Annotated in this window: 17 protein-coding genes; all 17 read left to right on the top strand. The window is 55.0% G+C overall.

Annotated features, from left to right (window positions below; all coding sequences use genetic code 11):
* Positions 1–131: 131 nt before the first annotated feature.
* The 17 genes from KGZ89_02310 to rpsQ all read left to right on the top strand — a co-directional run bounded on the left by KGZ89_02310 (position 132) and on the right by rpsQ (position 17,863).
* Positions 132–3,662: a DNA-directed RNA polymerase subunit beta gene (locus KGZ89_02310; protein ID MBS3973691.1), complete on the top strand. Its 3,531-nt coding sequence runs from the start codon at positions 132–134 to the stop codon at positions 3,660–3,662.
* A gap of 3 nt (positions 3,663–3,665) precedes the next feature.
* Positions 3,666–8,081 carry a DNA-directed RNA polymerase subunit beta' gene (locus KGZ89_02305; GenBank protein MBS3973690.1) on the top strand — a complete coding sequence of 1,472 codons (4,416 nt, stop codon included), beginning with the start codon at positions 3,666–3,668 and terminating at the stop codon, positions 8,079–8,081.
* A 193-nt stretch (positions 8,082–8,274) separates the two neighbouring features.
* Positions 8,275–8,646 (top strand): 30S ribosomal protein S12, encoded by a 372-nt coding sequence (rpsL, locus tag KGZ89_02300; protein MBS3973689.1) that lies wholly within the window; start codon positions 8,275–8,277, stop codon positions 8,644–8,646.
* 67 nt (positions 8,647–8,713) lie between these two features.
* Positions 8,714–9,184: a 30S ribosomal protein S7 gene (rpsG, locus tag KGZ89_02295; GenBank protein MBS3973688.1), complete on the top strand. Its 471-nt coding sequence runs from the start codon at positions 8,714–8,716 to the stop codon at positions 9,182–9,184.
* Positions 9,185–9,273: 89 nt separating this feature from the next.
* Positions 9,274–11,373 (top strand): elongation factor G, encoded by a 2,100-nt coding sequence (gene fusA, locus KGZ89_02290; protein MBS3973687.1) that lies wholly within the window; start codon positions 9,274–9,276, stop codon positions 11,371–11,373.
* Positions 11,374–11,378: 5 nt separating this feature from the next.
* Positions 11,379–12,563 carry an elongation factor Tu gene (gene tuf, locus KGZ89_02285; GenBank protein MBS3973686.1) on the top strand — a complete coding sequence of 395 codons (1,185 nt, stop codon included), beginning with the start codon at positions 11,379–11,381 and terminating at the stop codon, positions 12,561–12,563.
* Positions 12,564–12,608: 45 nt separating this feature from the next.
* Positions 12,609–12,917: a 30S ribosomal protein S10 gene (gene rpsJ / locus KGZ89_02280; GenBank protein MBS3973685.1), complete on the top strand. Its 309-nt coding sequence runs from the start codon at positions 12,609–12,611 to the stop codon at positions 12,915–12,917.
* 103 nt (positions 12,918–13,020) lie between these two features.
* A complete protein-coding gene (gene rplC / locus KGZ89_02275; protein MBS3973684.1) occupies positions 13,021–13,638 on the top strand; it encodes a 50S ribosomal protein L3 in 618 nt (205 codons plus the stop codon).
* A 59-nt stretch (positions 13,639–13,697) separates the two neighbouring features.
* The gene (gene rplD / locus KGZ89_02270) at positions 13,698–14,321 is read left to right on the top strand and encodes a 50S ribosomal protein L4 (protein ID MBS3973683.1); all 624 of its coding nucleotides are present in this window, start codon (positions 13,698–13,700) and stop codon (positions 14,319–14,321) included.
* The gene (gene rplW, locus KGZ89_02265; protein MBS3973682.1) at positions 14,322–14,609 is read left to right on the top strand and encodes a 50S ribosomal protein L23; all 288 of its coding nucleotides are present in this window, start codon (positions 14,322–14,324) and stop codon (positions 14,607–14,609) included.
* A 141-nt stretch (positions 14,610–14,750) separates the two neighbouring features.
* The gene (gene rplB / locus KGZ89_02260) at positions 14,751–15,581 is read left to right on the top strand and encodes a 50S ribosomal protein L2 (protein ID MBS3973681.1); all 831 of its coding nucleotides are present in this window, start codon (positions 14,751–14,753) and stop codon (positions 15,579–15,581) included.
* Between the two features lie 30 nt (positions 15,582–15,611).
* On the top strand, positions 15,612–15,887 hold the full coding sequence (rpsS, locus tag KGZ89_02255) for a 30S ribosomal protein S19 (protein MBS3973680.1): 276 nt from the start codon (positions 15,612–15,614) through the stop codon (positions 15,885–15,887).
* 5 nt (positions 15,888–15,892) lie between these two features.
* Positions 15,893–16,234, top strand: coding sequence for a 50S ribosomal protein L22 (rplV, locus tag KGZ89_02250; protein MBS3973679.1), 342 nt, complete (start codon positions 15,893–15,895; stop codon positions 16,232–16,234).
* Between the two features lie 3 nt (positions 16,235–16,237).
* Entirely contained in the window at positions 16,238–16,942 is a 705-nt protein-coding gene (gene rpsC / locus KGZ89_02245) for a 30S ribosomal protein S3 (GenBank protein ID MBS3973678.1), read from the top strand.
* Positions 16,943–17,368 carry a 50S ribosomal protein L16 gene (gene rplP, locus KGZ89_02240; GenBank protein MBS3973677.1) on the top strand — a complete coding sequence of 142 codons (426 nt, stop codon included), beginning with the start codon at positions 16,943–16,945 and terminating at the stop codon, positions 17,366–17,368. It abuts the gene before it with no gap.
* Positions 17,369–17,584, top strand: a complete 216-nt coding sequence (gene rpmC, locus KGZ89_02235) for a 50S ribosomal protein L29 (GenBank protein MBS3973676.1) — start codon at positions 17,369–17,371, stop codon at positions 17,582–17,584.
* 3 nt (positions 17,585–17,587) lie between these two features.
* Positions 17,588–17,863 (top strand): 30S ribosomal protein S17, encoded by a 276-nt coding sequence (gene rpsQ, locus KGZ89_02230; protein MBS3973675.1) that lies wholly within the window; start codon positions 17,588–17,590, stop codon positions 17,861–17,863.
* The last annotated feature ends 34 nt before the right edge of the window (positions 17,864–17,897 follow it).

The raw sequence follows: 17,897 nt of genomic DNA, 5'->3' as shown, positions 1-17,897 counted from the left end.
CCAGCCGTTCTTTGCTTTCGGAAGAAATTGAGAATAATCCAACTTTCTTATTGCATATCTAATACACCTTAGGTAATATCGTAGTTTGCGATTATTTGTCACAAGCTCATCCTTGAAGGAGGAATTGCCTGGTGCTCAGCGGACAAGGTTCCCTCGCCGGTAATGTTGGTAAACGCCAGCGCCGTACGTTTGCAAAAATTCCAGAGGTGCTGGAACTTCCGAATTTGATAGCGATTCAGAAACACAGCTTTGATTGGTTCCTTGAGGATGGATTGAGGGACGCATTCGCGGAGATTTCGCCGATCGAAGACTTCACTGGCACGTTGGCCGTCAGGTTTGTCGGTCATGAGTTTGGTGATCCTAAGTACTCAGTCGAAGAGTGCAAGGACAAGGATCTCTCATATCAGGCGCCTCTTTTCGTTGAGATCCAACTCATCAACAAAGATACCGGTGAGGTAAAAGAGCAGCAGGTGTTCATGGGCGACATTCCGCTGATGTCCGATCGCGGAACCTTCGTCATTAATGGCACTGAGCGAGTTGTGGTTTCGTCGCTACTTCGCTCGCCCGGCATATACTATGCTGGCGCCGTCAAGGACTTCACATCATCTTCCAGTCGAACCAAGCCCGCCGACTACACGAGCCCTGCCGATCGAATCCGCTACAGCACCAAGGTAATCCCCGTGAGGGGTGCGTGGCTCGAGCTGGAGGGCAATCGCAGGCACAAGGACATCCTGGTTCGCATAGACCGCAAGCACAGAATGTCTGCGACGTTGCTAATCAAGGCTTTGGGAATCGCCGAGACTCGCGAAGAGATTCTCGAGCTGTTCGACAACTCGGAGTGCATCCTTCGCACCCTGGACAAGGGTAAGCGTCCGCCGGATACTCGGGAAGAGGCATTGAAGGCAATACACGAAAAGCTGCGGCCAGGCGAGCAGTCAACGGCAAAGGCCGGTCAAGATCTTTTGCACGAGCTGTTCTTCAATCCGCAAAAGTATGATCTTGGCAAGGTTGGCCGATACAAGATCAACAAGAAGCTGGGACTGGATCTGCCTGATACCCAGTCAACTCTTACAAACGATGATATTTTGGCCGCCACGCAGTACCTCGTTAAGCTCCTTGAGGGAGAAGAGGGCTACTACGTTGACGATGTCGATCACTTTGGCAATCGACGTATTCGCAGTGTGGGTGAGCTGATTCAGAATCAATTCAAGATCGGGTTGGCTCGAATGGAGCGTGTCATTCGGGAGCGCATGACCACTCAAAACGTGGAGGAAATCACCCCGCAATCACTGGTCAACATACGGCCCATCGTTGCGGCCATAAAGGAATTCTTCGGCTCATCGCAGCTTTCGCAGTTCATGGATCAGACCAACCCGCTTGCTGGCTTGACTCATAAGCGCAGACTCTCGGCCCTTGGCCCGAAGGGACTTACGCGTGAGCGAGCCGGATTTGAGGTCAGGGACGTCCACCCCAGCCACTATGGGCGGATGTGCCCGATCGAGACTCCTGAAGGACCGAACATCGGTCTTATAGGCTCACTGGCAACGTTTGCTCGCATCAATGCGTACGGATTCATCGAAACTCCGTATCGCAAGGTTGTGAACGGCAAGGTTACAGATGAGATTGAGTATTTGACCGCGGACATCGAGGAAAAGTTCGTAATCGCCCAGGCAAGCGAGCGATTTGATCCGAAGACGGGCAAGTTCTTCGGCGCCAGGGTTCTTTGCCGTATGCGGGGCGGTGACCCGGAAGAGGTCGAGCCCGCCAACGTCCAGTATATGGACGTCTCGCCTAGGCAGATGGTCTCGGTGGCGACGGCGCTGATTCCGTTTTTGGAGCACGACGACGCAAACAGAGCGCTCATGGGCTCGAACATGCAGCGTCAAGCCGTTCCACTGCTACGCACCTCGGCGCCGCTGGTCGGCACCGGCCTTGAGCATCGCGCCCTGACTGACACCGGCGAGGTTCTGCTGGCTCACCGGGATGGCGTTGTGGAGTATGCCGACGCCAATAAGATTGTTGTTCGTGCCGCTGATGGCAAGGGCGCCGACGAGTACTTCATGCCGAAGTTCGTTCGCTCAAACCAGGGTACCTGCATCAATCATCGGCCTATAGTCGCCGAGGGACAGACGGTCTCGGCGGGCGAGGTATTGGCTGACGGACCATCAAGTGATCAGGGCGAGCTAGCCTTGGGACAGAACCTTCTCGTGGCGTTTATGCCCTGGGAGGGGTACAACTACGAAGATGCCATTATTCTCTCTGAGCGCTTGGTGAAAGAGGATCTCCTGACCTCCATCCATATAGAGGAGTACGAGGTCGAAGCGCGCGATACCAAGTTGGGACCCGAGGACATCACTCGGGAAATCCCCAACGTGGGCGAAGAGATTCTTGCAGATCTCGATGAGGATGGGGTCATCCGCATCGGCGCGGAGGTATTCCCCGGAGATGTACTTGTAGGTAAGGTCACGCCGAAGGGTGACACGGAGCTTACCGCCGAGGAGCGGCTGCTTCGAGCGATTTTCGGCGAAAAAGCACGTGAAGTCAGGGACACCTCACTTCGAGTACCGCACGGCGAGACTGGGCGTGTAATCGGTATCAGGAAGTTCAGTCGTGCTGCCGGAGATGATCTGTCGCCTGGCGTAAACGAGCTAGTCCGTGTCAAGGTCGCCCAGAAGCGAAAGATCTCCGAGGGCGACAAGCTCGCCGGTCGACACGGCAACAAAGGTGTAATCTCGAAGATACTCCCGGTGGAAGATATGCCTTTCCTTGCGGACGGAACGCCAGTGGATGTCATCCTCAATCCGCTGGGTGTGCCTAGCCGAATGAACATCGGGCAGCTACTCGAAACCCACCTTGGGTGGGCTTCGTTTGTGGGCTGGTCCGATGACGAAAAGCAGAAGGAGCCGGTAGAGGGCCCGAACTTCGTTTCTACTCCGGTTTTCGACGGGGCAAAAGAAGAAGAGATATCGAGGGTTCTAGGAGCGGCCAATAACAACATGCTGATGAAAGCCAAGGCTCGCTATGGCGACAAGGTCATCGAGAGCTCAGTTCCTCGCTTGACTCCAGAGGGCAAGGCGCCCCTCTTTGACGGTCGAACAGGAGAGCCGTTCAGGGAGCCTGTAACCGTAGGTCAGATTTATATTCTCAAGCTGCTGCACCTGGTAGATGACAAGATTCACGCTCGTTCTACGGGCCCATACTCCCTGATAACGCAGCAGCCTCTCGGAGGTAAGGCGCAATTCGGCGGACAGCGCTTTGGCGAGATGGAAGTTTGGGCGCTGTACGCGTATGGCGCGGCCTACCTCTTGCAGGAGATACTCACCATCAAATCTGATGACGTGCTTGGTAGGGTGAAAGCATACGAGAGCATAGTGAAGGGCGACAATATACCCGAACCCGGGATACCCGAGTCCTTCAAGGTGCTTGTGAAAGAGATGCAGTCACTCTGTCTTGACGTCGAGGTTCTGTCAGAGGACGGCGGAGCGATTGGGCTGAAAGAGGATACGGACGATATCTTCCAGACTGCACAGGAGCTTGGACTTGATTTGGGAACCGAGGACCCGCTTGAGGCGGAACAGATTTCCACTGTGGATCTGGAGAGACTGATCGAGAGTGACGTTTGTGCACTGGATTTGCCCGACGACCTCACTGAGGAGGAGTAGCACGTGCTTGATATAGACGTGAACAACTTCGACCGTTTACGGATTGGACTGGCATCGTCAAAAAAGGTCCGGCAGTGGTCGAAAGGCGAGGTCAAAAAGGCCGAAACTATCAACTATCGCACGCTCAAGCCCGAAAAGGACGGACTGTTTTGCGAAAAGATATTTGGTCCCACTAAGGACTGGGAGTGCCACTGCGGCAAGTATAAGCGCGTGCGCTTCAAGGGCATCGTGTGCGAGCGCTGCGGCGTCGAGGTCACAAGGGCGAAGGTTCGTAGAGATCGGATGGGCCACATTGAGCTTGCGGCTCCGGTAAGCCATATCTGGTACTTCAAAGGCGTGCCGAGCAGGCTCGGCTACTTGCTCGATATAGCTCCTAAGGATCTTGAGAAGGTTCTCTATTTCGCTGCCTCCATCATCACGAGCGTAAATGAAGATGACCGTGAGGCTGACATGCCCGTTCTCAGGGACGAGCTCGCGGCGGATATGGATAGCCTTGAGGCTGAGATGCAACAGGAAATTGCAGCCACGATTGAAAACCGGGACAAAATGATTGCCAGAGCCAAGGGAGAGGTTGATCCCGAGGATGGCGATCATGTTGACGGCGAACCTCTTGGCGCTGATAGCATCAAAAAGCTTGAAAAAGAGTGCGAGCAGGAGATTCGCGACATTACCGAGGACTACGAGGATCGTCGCGACCTTTACAGCAAGGCTTTCGAGACGTTCCAGAAGTTGACCCCAAAGATGCTAATTCCAAACGAGGCATTGTATAGGGAGATGAAGTCCCGTTATGGTGACTACTTCCGTGGGGGAATGGGCGCTGAGGCTATCAGAGATCTCCTCGATCAGATCAATCTGGAGGAGTTGGCTGCCGGACTGCGCACGATAATCGCGGAAGGTAAGGGCCAAGCAAAAGAGAGGGCAACCAAAAGGCTCAAGGTGGTTGCCGCCCTGAAGGGCTCAAGCAATCATCCAAGCTGGATGATACTGGATGCGATTCCAGTTATCCCACCGGATCTCAGGCCCATGGTTCAGCTCGATGGCGGCCGTTTCGCTACAAGTGACCTGAACGACCTGTATCGTAGGGTTATAAACCGCAACAATCGTCTCAAGCGCCTCCTTGATTTGGGTGCACCTGAGATCATCGTCAACAACGAGAAGAGGATGTTGCAAGAAGCGGTAGACGCGCTTTTCGACAATGGTCGCCGCGGCCGTCCCGTAACCGGTCCAGGCAACCGTCCGCTGAAGTCGATTGCCGATATGCTCAAGGGCAAGCAAGGGCGCTTTAGGCAAAACCTTCTCGGAAAGAGGGTCGACTATTCTGGCCGCTCGGTTATTGTTGTCGGTCCCGAACTGAAGTTGCACCAATGCGGCTTGCCGAAGACCATGGCACTCGAACTATTCAAGCCCTTCGTCATGAAGCGTCTTGTCGATCTGGACTATGCGCAGAATATCAAGAGCGCGAAGCGCATGGTGGATAGAGGCAGGCCCGTAATTTGGGATGTCCTCGAAGAGGTGATCCGGGACCATCCGGTCATGCTCAACCGTGCACCAACCCTGCACCGCCTCGGCATACAGGCATTCGAGCCTGTACTGGTGGAGGGCAAGGCTATAAGAATTCACCCGATGGTTTGTACTGCATTCAACGCTGACTTCGACGGTGATCAGATGGCGGTTCATGTGCCCATCTCCGCCGAGGCACAGGCGGAGGCAAGAGTGCTCATGCTGTCAACCAACAATATCAAGTCGCCTGCTACTGGGCGGCCAGTGGTCACGCCTACGCAAGATATGATCATCGGACTTTTTTACCTTACGTCTACCAGGGAAGGCATGCCTGGGGAAGGCAGGGTATTTGCAAGTCCGCACGAGGCCACTTTGGCCTATGACGCACGCAGTGGCCTTGATTTGCAGGCCTCGATCTCAGTCCGTTTGCGCAGAGACGTTGTCGAGGAGCGCAGGGAAGGCAAGCAGATCGTCGCTTTCGAGCGTAAGGCGGGGGAGCGGCTTGAGACCTCTGTGGGTCGGGTGTTCTTCAACCGCGCCTTGCCCGAGGATCACCCCTTCATCAACTACGATGTAGACAAGAAGGCCATCTCCAAGATAGTTGAAGGCTGCGCGAACCGGTACTCCACCAATATCATGGTTGGCATACTCGATGAACTCAAGCGCCTGGGCTTCCACTACGCGACTCGTGCGGGACTGACCGTTTCTGTTTACGACGCCAAGATACCCGATGCAAAGCAGGGTATTCTTGATAAGGCCCGCTCCAAAGTAGAGGACATCAACCAAAAGTATGATCGAGGATTGATAACCGGCGGAGAGAGACACCGGCAAATCGTCGAGATATGGACGATGGCCACTGATGATGTCGGCGAAGCGATGGCCGCCAGTTTCGACAGGTTCAATCCAATCTATATGATGGCTAACTCTGGAGCCCGCGGAAACATCAAGCAGATTCGTCAGCTTGCTGGAATGCGGGGATTGATGGCCAAATCCAATGGATTTATCGTCGAACGACCGATTGCTTCCAACTTCCGAGAGGGACTGCCGGTCCTGGAGTACTACCTGTCTGCGCATGGTGCCAGAAAGGGATTGGCCGATACCGCACTCAGAACCGCGGACTCAGGTTATCTAACAAGGAAGCTCGTTGATGTAGCACAAGACGTAATCGTCCGGGAGACAGATTGCGGTACAGATGAAGGGCTTGTAATCGCGCTCGAACTCGAGTCGGATGAAGCCCGAGGCGATAGTAATCTGGTTGGCCGCTGCCTGCTGCGTCCAGTTGCTGATCCGGCAACCGGCGAGATCATAGCGGATAGTGGAGACTATCTCCGCCCGAGTGATGTTGATGCCATTATGGCCGCAGGTGTAGAGGCCGTAGAAGTCAGAGCAGTGATGACGTGTCACGCGAAGCACGGCATATGCCAGAAGTGCTACGGATGGGATCTGGCAAGCAGTGCTCCGGTCGAAATCGGTACCGCAGTTGGAATCATAGCTGCTCAGTCTATCGGCGAGCCGGGCACGCAGTTGACCATGAGAACGTTCCATACTGGAGGATTAGGCGAAAAAGACATAACGGGCGCCGAGCGCAATATGTTGGAGTGGCAGGGAGCCGTTCTGTACTACAAGGAAGGCGCTGCTCACGGACTCCCTCGCGTGACAGAGTTGTTCGAGGCCCGGAAGAATCCCAAGGGTGCAGCGGTTCTGTCATCTGTCGCCGGTGAGTTGAGTGTCGAGCAAGAAGGCGACATCTGCAGGTTGATCATCCTCGACACCACCAAGCAAGATGGTTCGCGCCTGGAAAGCTATCAGGTTCCCAGGGCTCGTATACGTCATGGATTGGTTACGGGATCTAAAGTTGCAGTTGGTGACAGGCTCACGGAGGGCGCCGTCAACATTCATGAGCTGCTTCGCCTAAAGGGATCCGGAGATGTGCTTCGTTACCTGGTCGATGAGGTGCAGGCGGTCTATCGTAGCCAGGGAGTCGATATCAATGATAAGCATATTGAGGTGATCGCCCGCCAGATGCTGAAGAGAGTCACTGTTATTGAAGCAGGCGACACAGAGTTCCTGCCTGGACAGCTTGTCGATCGCTTTATCTTTGAGACGGCGAACCGAGGGGTGATGGCAAACGGAGGGACTCCCGGCGCAGCTTCTCCCGTTCTCCTTGGGATTACCAAGGCCTCTCTTGCAACGGATAGCTATCTGTCAGCTGCTTCTTTCCAGGAGACGACTCGGGTTCTTACCGACGCAGCCATTGCGGGTAAAGAGGATAGCCTGCTCGGATTGAAAGAGAACGTGATTATCGGGAAGCTTATTCCGGCCGCGACTGGAATGAAGCGGTATCGAGGCGTAACTCTTACCTATAAGGGCCAAAAGGCAGAGTGGGATGCTGCTACCGAAGATCCGCTACCACAGTTTGCCCCCGATGACCTTCGCGAGCTACATGCCATGCTTCCCAAGCCGTCGTTGCGGTCAGAGAGTGCAGAGCTCCTCGGAGGAGACACATCACAGTTCTTCGCTGACTTTGACAGCGCTGGCGGCGATGATATTTTTGCCGATGTGTCGGGTTTCTCGGATAAAGTATTTGAGCCCGAGGTCGAGGACGAGGGTAAAGGCCAAAGTGCCGAAGAGGGTGCCTCACAGCCCCTTGATGCCATGGAGGTGAGCCCGAATCCTGAGGCCGATGACAGCCCCATACCTCAGTCGGATGGCCAGGAGGCGCTTTCAACAGATGCCGGGGTTATAGAGCTTGGCCTTCCGGTCAGAGTTGAAAGAGCTTTGATCAGCGCTGGAGTAATGAGCATCGGCGAGCTTCTGAACAAGGGAAGCAACGGCCTGCTCTCAATTGAAGGACTGGGAGCAAAGTCTATAAGCGAGATACGCGCTCGACTCGAGTCGGCAGGACATACCCTCGCGTGATTTAGGAGCCGGCGTCGCAGAGACCCTGCGGTGCCGGCTTTTGCGGTTTGCTTCAGGAGACAAGCATGGACACGCCCGGGTACGTGGCGTTTGACATCCTTAGTGTCGACTGATACAGTCCCCAGTTGTGGTTTTACTTGGTGTCAGATTGCGCCAGTAGCCATAAATATCGTACGAATGAAGGAGAGAAGCGTTGCCCACTATCAATCAGCTGGTCCGCAAGGGCCGTAAGGCCAAAGCTACGAAAAGCTCTACTCCGGCCCTCAAGGGAAATCCCCAAAAGCGTGGGGTTTGCACTCGTGTTTATACAACCACGCCCAAGAAGCCTAACTCGGCTTTGAGAAAGGTTGCCAGGGTCCGCCTGGTCAATCAGATGGAGATCACGGCGTACATTCCGGGAATCGGACACAACCTTCAGGAGCACTCCATAGTCCTGGTTCGGGGTGGCCGCGTAAAAGATCTTCCTGGAGTCAGGTACAAGGTAATTCGGGGAACGCTTGACGCTGCGGGTGTCAATAACAGGGTTCAGGCAAGGTCCCGGTATGGAGCCAAGAAGCCGAAATAGTCGATGGATGGAAAGCTGATCGCGGGAGAGTGTCTTTCGCGGTTTGCTACAACCCGAGGAGTGAAGAATGCCAAGGCGTGCTGCAGCAACCCGACGTGAAATAGTCGGGGACATACAATACAACAACAAGTTGATCACCCAGTTGATCAACAAGGTTCTCCTCCACGGCAAGCGCTCTATTGCCGAGCGCATGGTGTATGACGCATTTGCGCTCATTGAGAGCCGGTCCGGAGCCGATCCTTTGGCCACGTTCAAGAAGGCCATGGACAATGTGCGGCCCACCCTTGAGGTTCGTCCAAAGCGGGTTGGCGGTGCCACATACCAGGTTCCTATCGAAGTGAACTCACGACGCTCCACTACACTAGCGATTCGCTGGATGGTCAACTTTGCCCGCAAGAGGAGAGAGAAGACGATGTCCGAGCGCATTGCCAATGAGATACTCGATGCCTCTAACGGAACTGGCGCATCGGTCAAGAAGCGTGAGGATCTTTACAAGATGGCCGAGTCCAACAGGGCCTTTAGCCATTACCGTTGGTAGCCAGCGCAAGTTTCTGCCGATCGAACCTTAGAACACTTTGCCAAGAGACGATGGGTAAAACACGAGGATAGTAGAGGAAAGTACAGTTCATGGCTCAGAAGAAATACCCAATATCCAAGACCCGAAACATCGGGATCATGGCCCACATAGACGCCGGGAAGACGACCACTACCGAGCGGATTTTGTTCTATACCGGAAAGTCTCACAAGATCGGTGAGGTCCATGATGGTGCTGCCGCCATGGACTGGATGATCCAGGAGCAGGAGCGCGGTATCACAATCACATCCGCTGCGACCACGTGTTTTTGGAGAGATCATCGCATTCAGATTATCGATACTCCCGGGCACGTGGACTTTACCGTTGAGGTGGAACGCTCGCTGAGGGTGCTCGACGGCGCCTGCGCTGTATTCTGTGCGGTAGGGGGTGTCGAGCCACAGTCCGAGACCGTCTGGCGCCAGGCTGACAACTACAAGGTTCCCCGTATGGCTTACATCAACAAGATGGACCGGACCGGTGCAGACTTCTTCAATGTTATTCGGATGATGAAGGATCGCCTGAATACACGCCCGGTGCTACTGCAGCTGCCCATTGGCTCAGAGGACCGCTTTACCGGGATTATCGATTTGCTGGCGATGAATGCGATCTTCTTCAATGAAGATGACAAAGGTATCAATCCTTCCACCGGCGAGATTCCTGCCGAGCTTGCTGATGATGCGGAGCTTTACAGGGCTGAGCTGGTTGAGGCTGCTGCCGAGTACGACGACGCGCTTCTCGAAAAGTTCCTCGCCGAAGAGGATATCGAAATCGGCGAACTGCAGGCCGCACTCCGTCAGGCCACTATTGACTGTGCGATTACGCCTGTTGTCTGCGGGGCCTCCTTCAAGAACAAGGGAGTTCAGGCGCTACTCGATGCGATCATCGACTATCTTCCATCTCCCGTAGACATTCCTGCCATCCGGGGCAAAGATGTCCGCACAGATGAGGAAATCGTTCGTGAGGCCGATGGGAAAGCACCATTTGCCGCTCTCGCATTCAAGGTCATGACCGATCCATACGTTGGTAAGCTGACCTACTTCCGAGTTTATTCGGGCTCCATGTCCGCAGGATCGTATGTTCTCAACTCTACCAAGGGACACAAGGAGCGTATCGGCCGCCTGCTCGAGATGCATGCCAATCACCGCGAAGACATCACCGATGTCTCGGCGGGTGATATCGTTGCTGCGGTCGGATTGAAGAACACGACGACCGGTGACACGCTTTGCTCGGATAGCCAACCAGTTGTGCTTGAGTCGATGGAGTTTCCTGACCCGGTTATCGATATCGCAATTGAGCCCAAGACCAAGGTGGACCAGGAGAAGCTCGGTCAGTCTCTGGCCAGGCTCGCTGAGGAGGATCCCACATTCAGGGTGCGCTCCGATGAGGAGACAGGCCAGACCATCATCGCCGGGATGGGCGAGTTGCACCTAGAGGTCATTGTCGACAGACTGTTGCGTGAATTCAAGGTCGAGGCCAACGTCGGTAAGCCGCAAGTCGCGTATCGCGAGACAGTCGGCAAGCGGGTCGACGGTGTCGACATGAAATTCGCTCGGCAAACGGGCGGGCGAGGTCAGTATGGTCACGTAGTCATAAATGTTGTGCCGCAAGAGGCTGGAGTCGGATACGAGTTTGCGAGCAAAATCGTCGGCGGCGCTGTTCCAAAAGAGTACATTCCCGCAGTTGACAAGGGCATCCAGGAGGCCCTTGGCTCAGGCGTTCTTGCCGGATACCCAGTAGTTGATGTCAAGGTTGAGCTTGTAGACGGCTCCTATCACGAGGTTGACTCCTCGGAGATGGCCTTCAAAATAGCCGGCTCCATGGCGATCAAAGATGGGCTGCGCAAGGCAACCCCCAAACTTCTTGAGCCGATGATGGCGGTAGAGGTCGCCACACCGGAAGACTTCATGGGAGATGTCATGGGCGATCTCTCGAGTCGTCGAGGCCAGATCGAAGGCATAGAGCCTCGCGGAGGAGCCCAGATAGTACGTGCCAAAGTGCCTTTGTCTGAGATGTTCGGCTATGCGACGGACCTTCGCAGTCGCACCCAGGGCCGCGCGTCGTACACAATGCAGTTCCACGCTTATGAGCAGGTACCCAAGTCCGTAGCCGAAGAGATCGTCGCCAAAGTTGGCGGCGAAGTGAGCCGAGGATAGGAATCATGGCCAAGAAAAAGTTTGAGCGCACCAAGCCGCACGTCAACATCGGCACTATCGGTCACGTCGACCATGGTAAGACCACGCTGACTGCCGCTATCACCAAGACACTTGCCGAAAAAGGGTGGGCTGATTTCACCCCCTTCGACCAGATCGATAAAGCCCCCGAAGAGCGTGAGCGCGGTATCACTATCGCTATCGCACACGTAGAGTACGAGTCCGAATCTCGTCACTACGCTCACGTCGACTGCCCGGGTCACGCTGACTACGTCAAGAACATGATCACCGGTGCCGCGCAGATGGACGGCGCTATCCTAGTTGTCTCGGCAGCGGATGGCCCTATGCCCCAGACACGCGAGCATATCCTGCTCGCCCGTCAGGTTGGCGTTCCGCACATCGTGGTCTTCTTGAACAAGGTTGACATGGTCGATGATCCCGAACTTCTCGAGCTTGTAGAGCTTGAGATTCGCGAGCTGCTAAACGAGTACGAGTTTCCGGGCGATGACACACCTGTAATCAAGGGCTCGGCACTAAAGGCGCTAGAGGGCGACGAGTCGGCCAAAGAAGCGATCTTTGAGCTTATCGCAGCGGTAGACAGCCACGTTCCGATTCCCGTACGCGAGATCGACAAGCCATTCCTCATGGCGGTAGAGGACGTCTTTACCATCACAGGTCGCGGTACGGTAGCCACAGGCCGCGTTGAAAGAGGCGTGGTAAAGGTCGGAGACGACGTCGAGATAGTCGGTATCCGCGATACCCACAAGACCGTCGTTACCGGTGTGGAGATGTTTCGCAAGCTCCTCGATGAGGCTCAGGCCGGAGATAACGTGGGCGTGCTTTTGCGCGGTGTCTCGCGTACCGATATCGAGCGCGGCCAGGTGCTTTGCAAGCCCGGCTCGATCACCCCTCACACCGAGTTCCTAGGCCAAGTCTACGTGCTTACCAAAGAAGAAGGCGGACGTCACACTCCGTTTTTCGATGGATATCGCCCGCAGTTTTACTTCCGTACCACAGACGTGACCGGCATCGCTCACCTGCCCGAGGGCACCGAGATGGTAATGCCCGGTGACAACGTGGAGATCCGCGGCGAGCTCATCGCTCCGATCGCGATGGAGGATGGCTTGAGATTTGCCATCCGCGAAGGCGGAAGAACCGTAGGCTCGGGACGAGTAACAAAGATTTTGAAGTAGATTTAGCCGAGATCAGATCTCTCGTTTACGACGGAGGGCAGAGAGTTGCAGAACCAAAAGATAAGAATTCGACTGAAGGGTTACGATCATGAGATCGTAGATCAGTCGACAAAGATGATCGTTGACACGGCCCAGAAAACGGGTGCAAAGGTTTCTGGTCCGATACCTTTGCCAACCGAGCGTAACCTTTACTGCGTGATCCGCTCGCCGCACGTCAACAAGGACAGCCGTGAGCACTTTGAGATGAAGACCCACAAGCGGCTAATCGACATCCTTGAGCCTACAGCAAAGACGGTCGATTCGTTGATGAGGCTGGATCTGCCCGCCGGAGTTGATATTGAGATTAAATTATAGGTCAGATGCCGGTATTTCCGGCTGTGGTGCAGTCCTCTGGAAGATGCACAAAAGGTGTGCACTGAGGCCCCAAGACTGCGAGTAGAAGTGGAGCTTGATGAGTATGAACACAATTTTAGGTAGAAAACTGGGGATGACCCAGCTCTGGAGTGAGAGCGATAATCTCATTCCCGTGACTGTCATTGAGGCTGGTCCCTGTGCGGTAGTCCAGGTAAAGACACCGCAGAATGATGGCTATTCGGCGGCGCAAATCGCCTTTGGTCATATCAAGGAGTCTGCTGTCAACAAGCCAATGAAAGGCCACTTTGAAAAGGCCAAGGTTGAGCCCAAGCGCCATCTAGCCGAAGTCGCTCTCGATGAAGGCCACTCGGTCAAGGCTGGCGATGTGCTCACGGTTGAGAGCTTCGAAGCGGGCCAGAGTGTTCATGTGAGCGGCACGAGCAAGGGTAAAGGATTTGCCGGAGTCATGAAGCGGCACAACTTCCGCGGTGGTCCAGGTGGACATGGCTCACACTTCCATCGTGCCCCGGGCTCCATAGGAATGTGCGCTACCCCAGCTCGCGTTCTCAAAGGAACCAAGATGCCCGGGCGGATGGGTGGAGAGAGTGTGACCGTTCGTAATCTGGAGATCGTTCGTATTGATCCAGAGCGAAATCTATTGATCGTAAAAGGCGCTGTTCCTGGTGGAAAAGGCGCATTGTTGACGATTCGCAAGGCGTAACCAGCAGGCGGTAGCCGCCTGGCAGCGGTTTGATTGCATACACGAGGAGTGCTAAGACGATGGCAACGATAGACATCAAAGACATATCTGGAAAGAAGGTTGGTGTAAAAGATGTGGCGGACGGCGTTTTCGCTATCGAGCCGCATACTTTCGCGATGCACCAGGTGGTGCGAAGCCAGCGGGCCGCATGGCGCTCTGGAACTCACAGCACAAAAGGCCGCAGTGAGGTTTCCGGCGGTGGAAGCAAGCCTTGGCGCCAGAAGGGTACGGGACGTGCTCGTCAAGGAACCATAAGGGCGCCCCAGTGGAAAGGCGGAGGAGTCGTCTTCGGCCCCACTCCGCGCAGCTACGCATTCAGGATTCCCGGTAAGATGATAAAACTTGCTATGCGCAGTGCGCTTTCTGCAAAAACTGCCGAGGGTGCACTTGTGGTAGTCGAGAATTTTGGCTTTGCTGAGCCATCTACCAAGAGAGCCGCAGAGACCCTTAGGAACTTAGGTATAGAGGGTCGCGTAACCGTTGTTGTAGCCAACGACGATTTTGAAACTGCTCTGTCTTTTCGCAATATTCCCAAAGTTCAGGTGATAACCGTGGGACAGGCAAACACCTACGATCTTGTAAACAATAATGCCGTGCTGATAGACAGCAACACTTTGAGCTCACTCGAGGGGGTGCTTTTGTAAATGCCGATCTCTCACAGTGTCATCATCAGGCCGATTGTTTCTGAGAAATCATATGAAATGATCGCCGATAACAGGTATTCTTTCGAGGTTGCCAAAACTGCGACAAAACCGCAGATTGCTACTGCGGTAACAGAGGTTTTTGGCGTTACCGTTTTGAGTGTGAATACCATGAATGTCTCTGGCAAGCCTCGTCGGTTGCGTAATCGCAAGGGGCTTACCCGTTCGTGGAAGAAGGCGATCGTCACTCTCAAAGAGGGCGACACGATAGAGTTTTTCGCGGCGCCCTAGGCGTCACTGAAAGTGCTATTAGTGGTTCCGGGCCAGCAATGGAGCCGCCCGGCACCGTGGTAGTCCGGCGTCGATACTGTCAGTCGAGGTTCAACTCGACGGTCACAAGCAGTAGCGGCAATCGGACTGGAAGGAGAAACGATGGGAATAAAGAAATACAGACCGACATCACCGGGCCGCCGATTCCAGTCGGTATCGGACTTTTCCGAGATAACCAAGTCGGAGCCGGAGAAGTCGTTGCTGGAGCCGCTGCACAAAAAGGGCGGTCGAAACAACTATGGACGTATTACGACACGCCATCAGGGCGGTGGACACAAGCGTCGGTATCGCAGAATTGACTTCAAGCGATCGAAGGACAGCGTTCCTTCGCGAGTGGCGTCTATCGAGTATGACCCGAATCGCTCGGCTCGTATTGCGCTGCTTCACTACGCCGATGGCGAGAAGCGCTATATTCTCGCGCCGAAGGGCCTTCAGGTCGGCACTACTGTGGTCAGTGGTCCGGAAGCTGATATCAAGCCCGGTAACGCATTGATGCTCAAGGATATTCCGACCGGAACCGTGGTTCACGCTGTGGAGCTTCATCCGGGCAAGGGTGCCGCCATGGCTCGTTCGGCGGGGACATCCATCCAGTTGATGGGCAAGGAGGGCGACTATGCAATATTGCGCATGCCCTCTAGCGAAATGCGCCGCGTGCTCCTTATTTGTCGCGCCACCGTTGGTGAGGTCGGCAACTCGGATCATGGCAATATCACTGTAGGCAAGGCCGGAAGAGCTCGCTGGAAGGGTATTCGTCCCACGGTCAGAGGCACCGCAATGAACCCTGTCGATCACCCTCACGGTGGTGGTGAAGGCAAGAACAAAACCGCAGGGCGTCACCCGGTATCACCCTGGGGCGTTCCGACCAAAGGTCATCGCACGCGTGCGAAAGGCAAGTTATCCAATCGCCTTATCATTCGTCGGCGCAAGAAATAACGATTAGCGCAAGGGAGCTGAAAGAAGATCATGAGCAGGAGTCTCAAGAAGGGCCCATTCGTGCAAGCACGCTTGCTCGCTCGAATACAGCAGATGAACGAGACCGGCGAGAAGAGGGTCGTCAAGACCTGGTCGCGCGCTTCGACCATATTTCCCGAGATGGTCGGCCACACCATTGCGGTACACGATGGGCGCAAGCACGTCCCCGTGTATGTTACTGAGTCGATGGTGGGACATAAGCTCGGCGAATTCTCCCCGACCCGCACGTTCCGCGGCCATGCGGCCGACAAGAAAGGCAAGAGGTAGGAAAGATGGAAGCAAGAGCTGTTGCACGATATGTGCGGGTAAGTCCGCGTAAGGCTCGACTCGTGGTGGACTTGATTCGCGGCAAGTCAGTCGCAGATGCGGCCGCAATTCTAAAGTTTACTCCGCGCGCCGCTGCGGAAGTCGTCGAGAAATTGCTGAATAGCGCCGTAGCGAACGCCGAGAAGAATCTTAAGCTCAAGGCGGATGGCTTGTACGTTGCGGCTACCTATGTTGATGAGGGCCCAACGCTGAAAAGAGTAAGCCCTCGTGCTCGGGGTCGTGCTTTTCGTATCAACAAGCGTACAAGTCACGTAACAATCATTCTCAAGCAAGGAAAGGAGGCGTAGGGCATGGGACAGAAGGTATATCCTATCGGAATTAGGCTTGGGATTACCGAGGACTGGCGTTCAAGGTGGTACCAGGGCAAGGGCTACAGTGAGACGCTTGCCCAGGATCTCAAGATTCGCGAACTGCTGTTCAAGCGCTTGCGCCGAGCGGCCTTGTCGCGTGTCGAGATAGAGCGCAAAGGCGACAAATCCGCAGTGACTTTGTGGACAGCGCGCCCAGGAATCGTGATCGGTAAAAAAGGCACGGAAGTAGATACCTTGAGAAAGGATATCGAGCAGATCACGGGTGGACAGGTCGCTGTCAATATCGTTGAAATCACCCGACCGGAGCTCGACGCAGTGCTTGTTGCCCAGGGCGTTGCCGAGCAGCTCGTGGGTAGAGTCGCATTCCGCCGCGCGATGCGCAAGGCGGTTACTTCCGCCATGAAGGGCGGCGCGCTCGGTATTCGTATTCAGTGTTCGGGATGCCTCGGCGGCGCTGAGATGAGCCGTCGAGAGTGGTACCGCGAGGGCCGGGTTCCGTTGCACACACTTAGAGCCAAGATTGATTACGGCATCGCCGAGGCACACACAACGATGGGTGTTATCGGCGTCAAGGTTTGGATATACAGGTACGAGGTGCTTCCGGGTCAATCTCGACAGGAGCCCTTGAATGAGCGTGGCCGTCCTTCCAGGCCTGCTCGTAACGAAGGCCAAAGGAGGCGCTAGATGCTTCTGCCAAAAAGAGTCAAACATCGCAAGGTGCAGCGGGGCTCACGAAAGGGCTTCGCAAAGGGTGGCACGGAGATCAACTTCGGCGATTACGGGATCAAGGCCCTAGAGGCCGGCTGGATCACCAATCGCCAGATCGAATCCGCCCGTATCGCGATGACACGTTACATGAAGCGTGGAGGTAAGGTCTGGATCAACATCTTTCCGGACAAGCCCATAACCCAGAAGCCCGCCGAGACACGTATGGGCTCAGGGAAAGGGAATCCGGAGAAGTGGGTTGCTGTGGTAAAGCCCGGCAGGGTGATGTTTGAGCTGTCAGGCGTTTCCGAGGAGATTGCGCGAGAAGCGATTCGTCTTGCGCGGCACAAGCTTCCCATCAAGACCAAATTTGTCGCGCGCGCTGATACTGGTGGTGAGAGATAGATGAAGGTTACTGAGATAACAAAAATGTCCGACTCGGAGGTTGCTGAAAAGATCAAGGAGACCAGGACCGAACTGTTCAACCTGAGATTTCAGCTGGCCACAGGAAGACTGGATAATCCTGCGCGGATCAAGACCATTAAGAGGGAGATCGCGCGCTTGCATACTGAGCTTCGTATGAGGGAGCTCCGCGCCCAGCGCGAGAGCGCCGCCTCGTAAGAGATGTTGGAGGATAAGGTGACAGAAGAGCGCAACAGCAGAAAGGTGCGGCAGGGAGTGGTAGTCTCCGCATCCGGTGATAAGACTTGCGTCGTGAGTATCTCGGACAGAAAGCGGCATCCGCTTTATGGAAAGATGATCACCCGTAGCAAGAAATATCACGCCCATGATGAGAACAATGAGTGCGCAATCGGCGACACCGTTCTGATCATGGAGACCCGTCCGCTGTCTAGGTTGAAGAGATGGCGTTTGGTCGAGATTGTAGAGAAGGCACGTTAGTAACCTGGCAAAGTATGTGCGATGCCGCTGGCTT

Source organism: Actinomycetota bacterium (assembly GCA_018334075.1).
GTDB lineage: Bacteria > Actinomycetota > Coriobacteriia > Anaerosomatales > UBA912 > JAGXSC01.
This window is presented reverse-complemented; position numbering and strand designations above follow the sequence as displayed.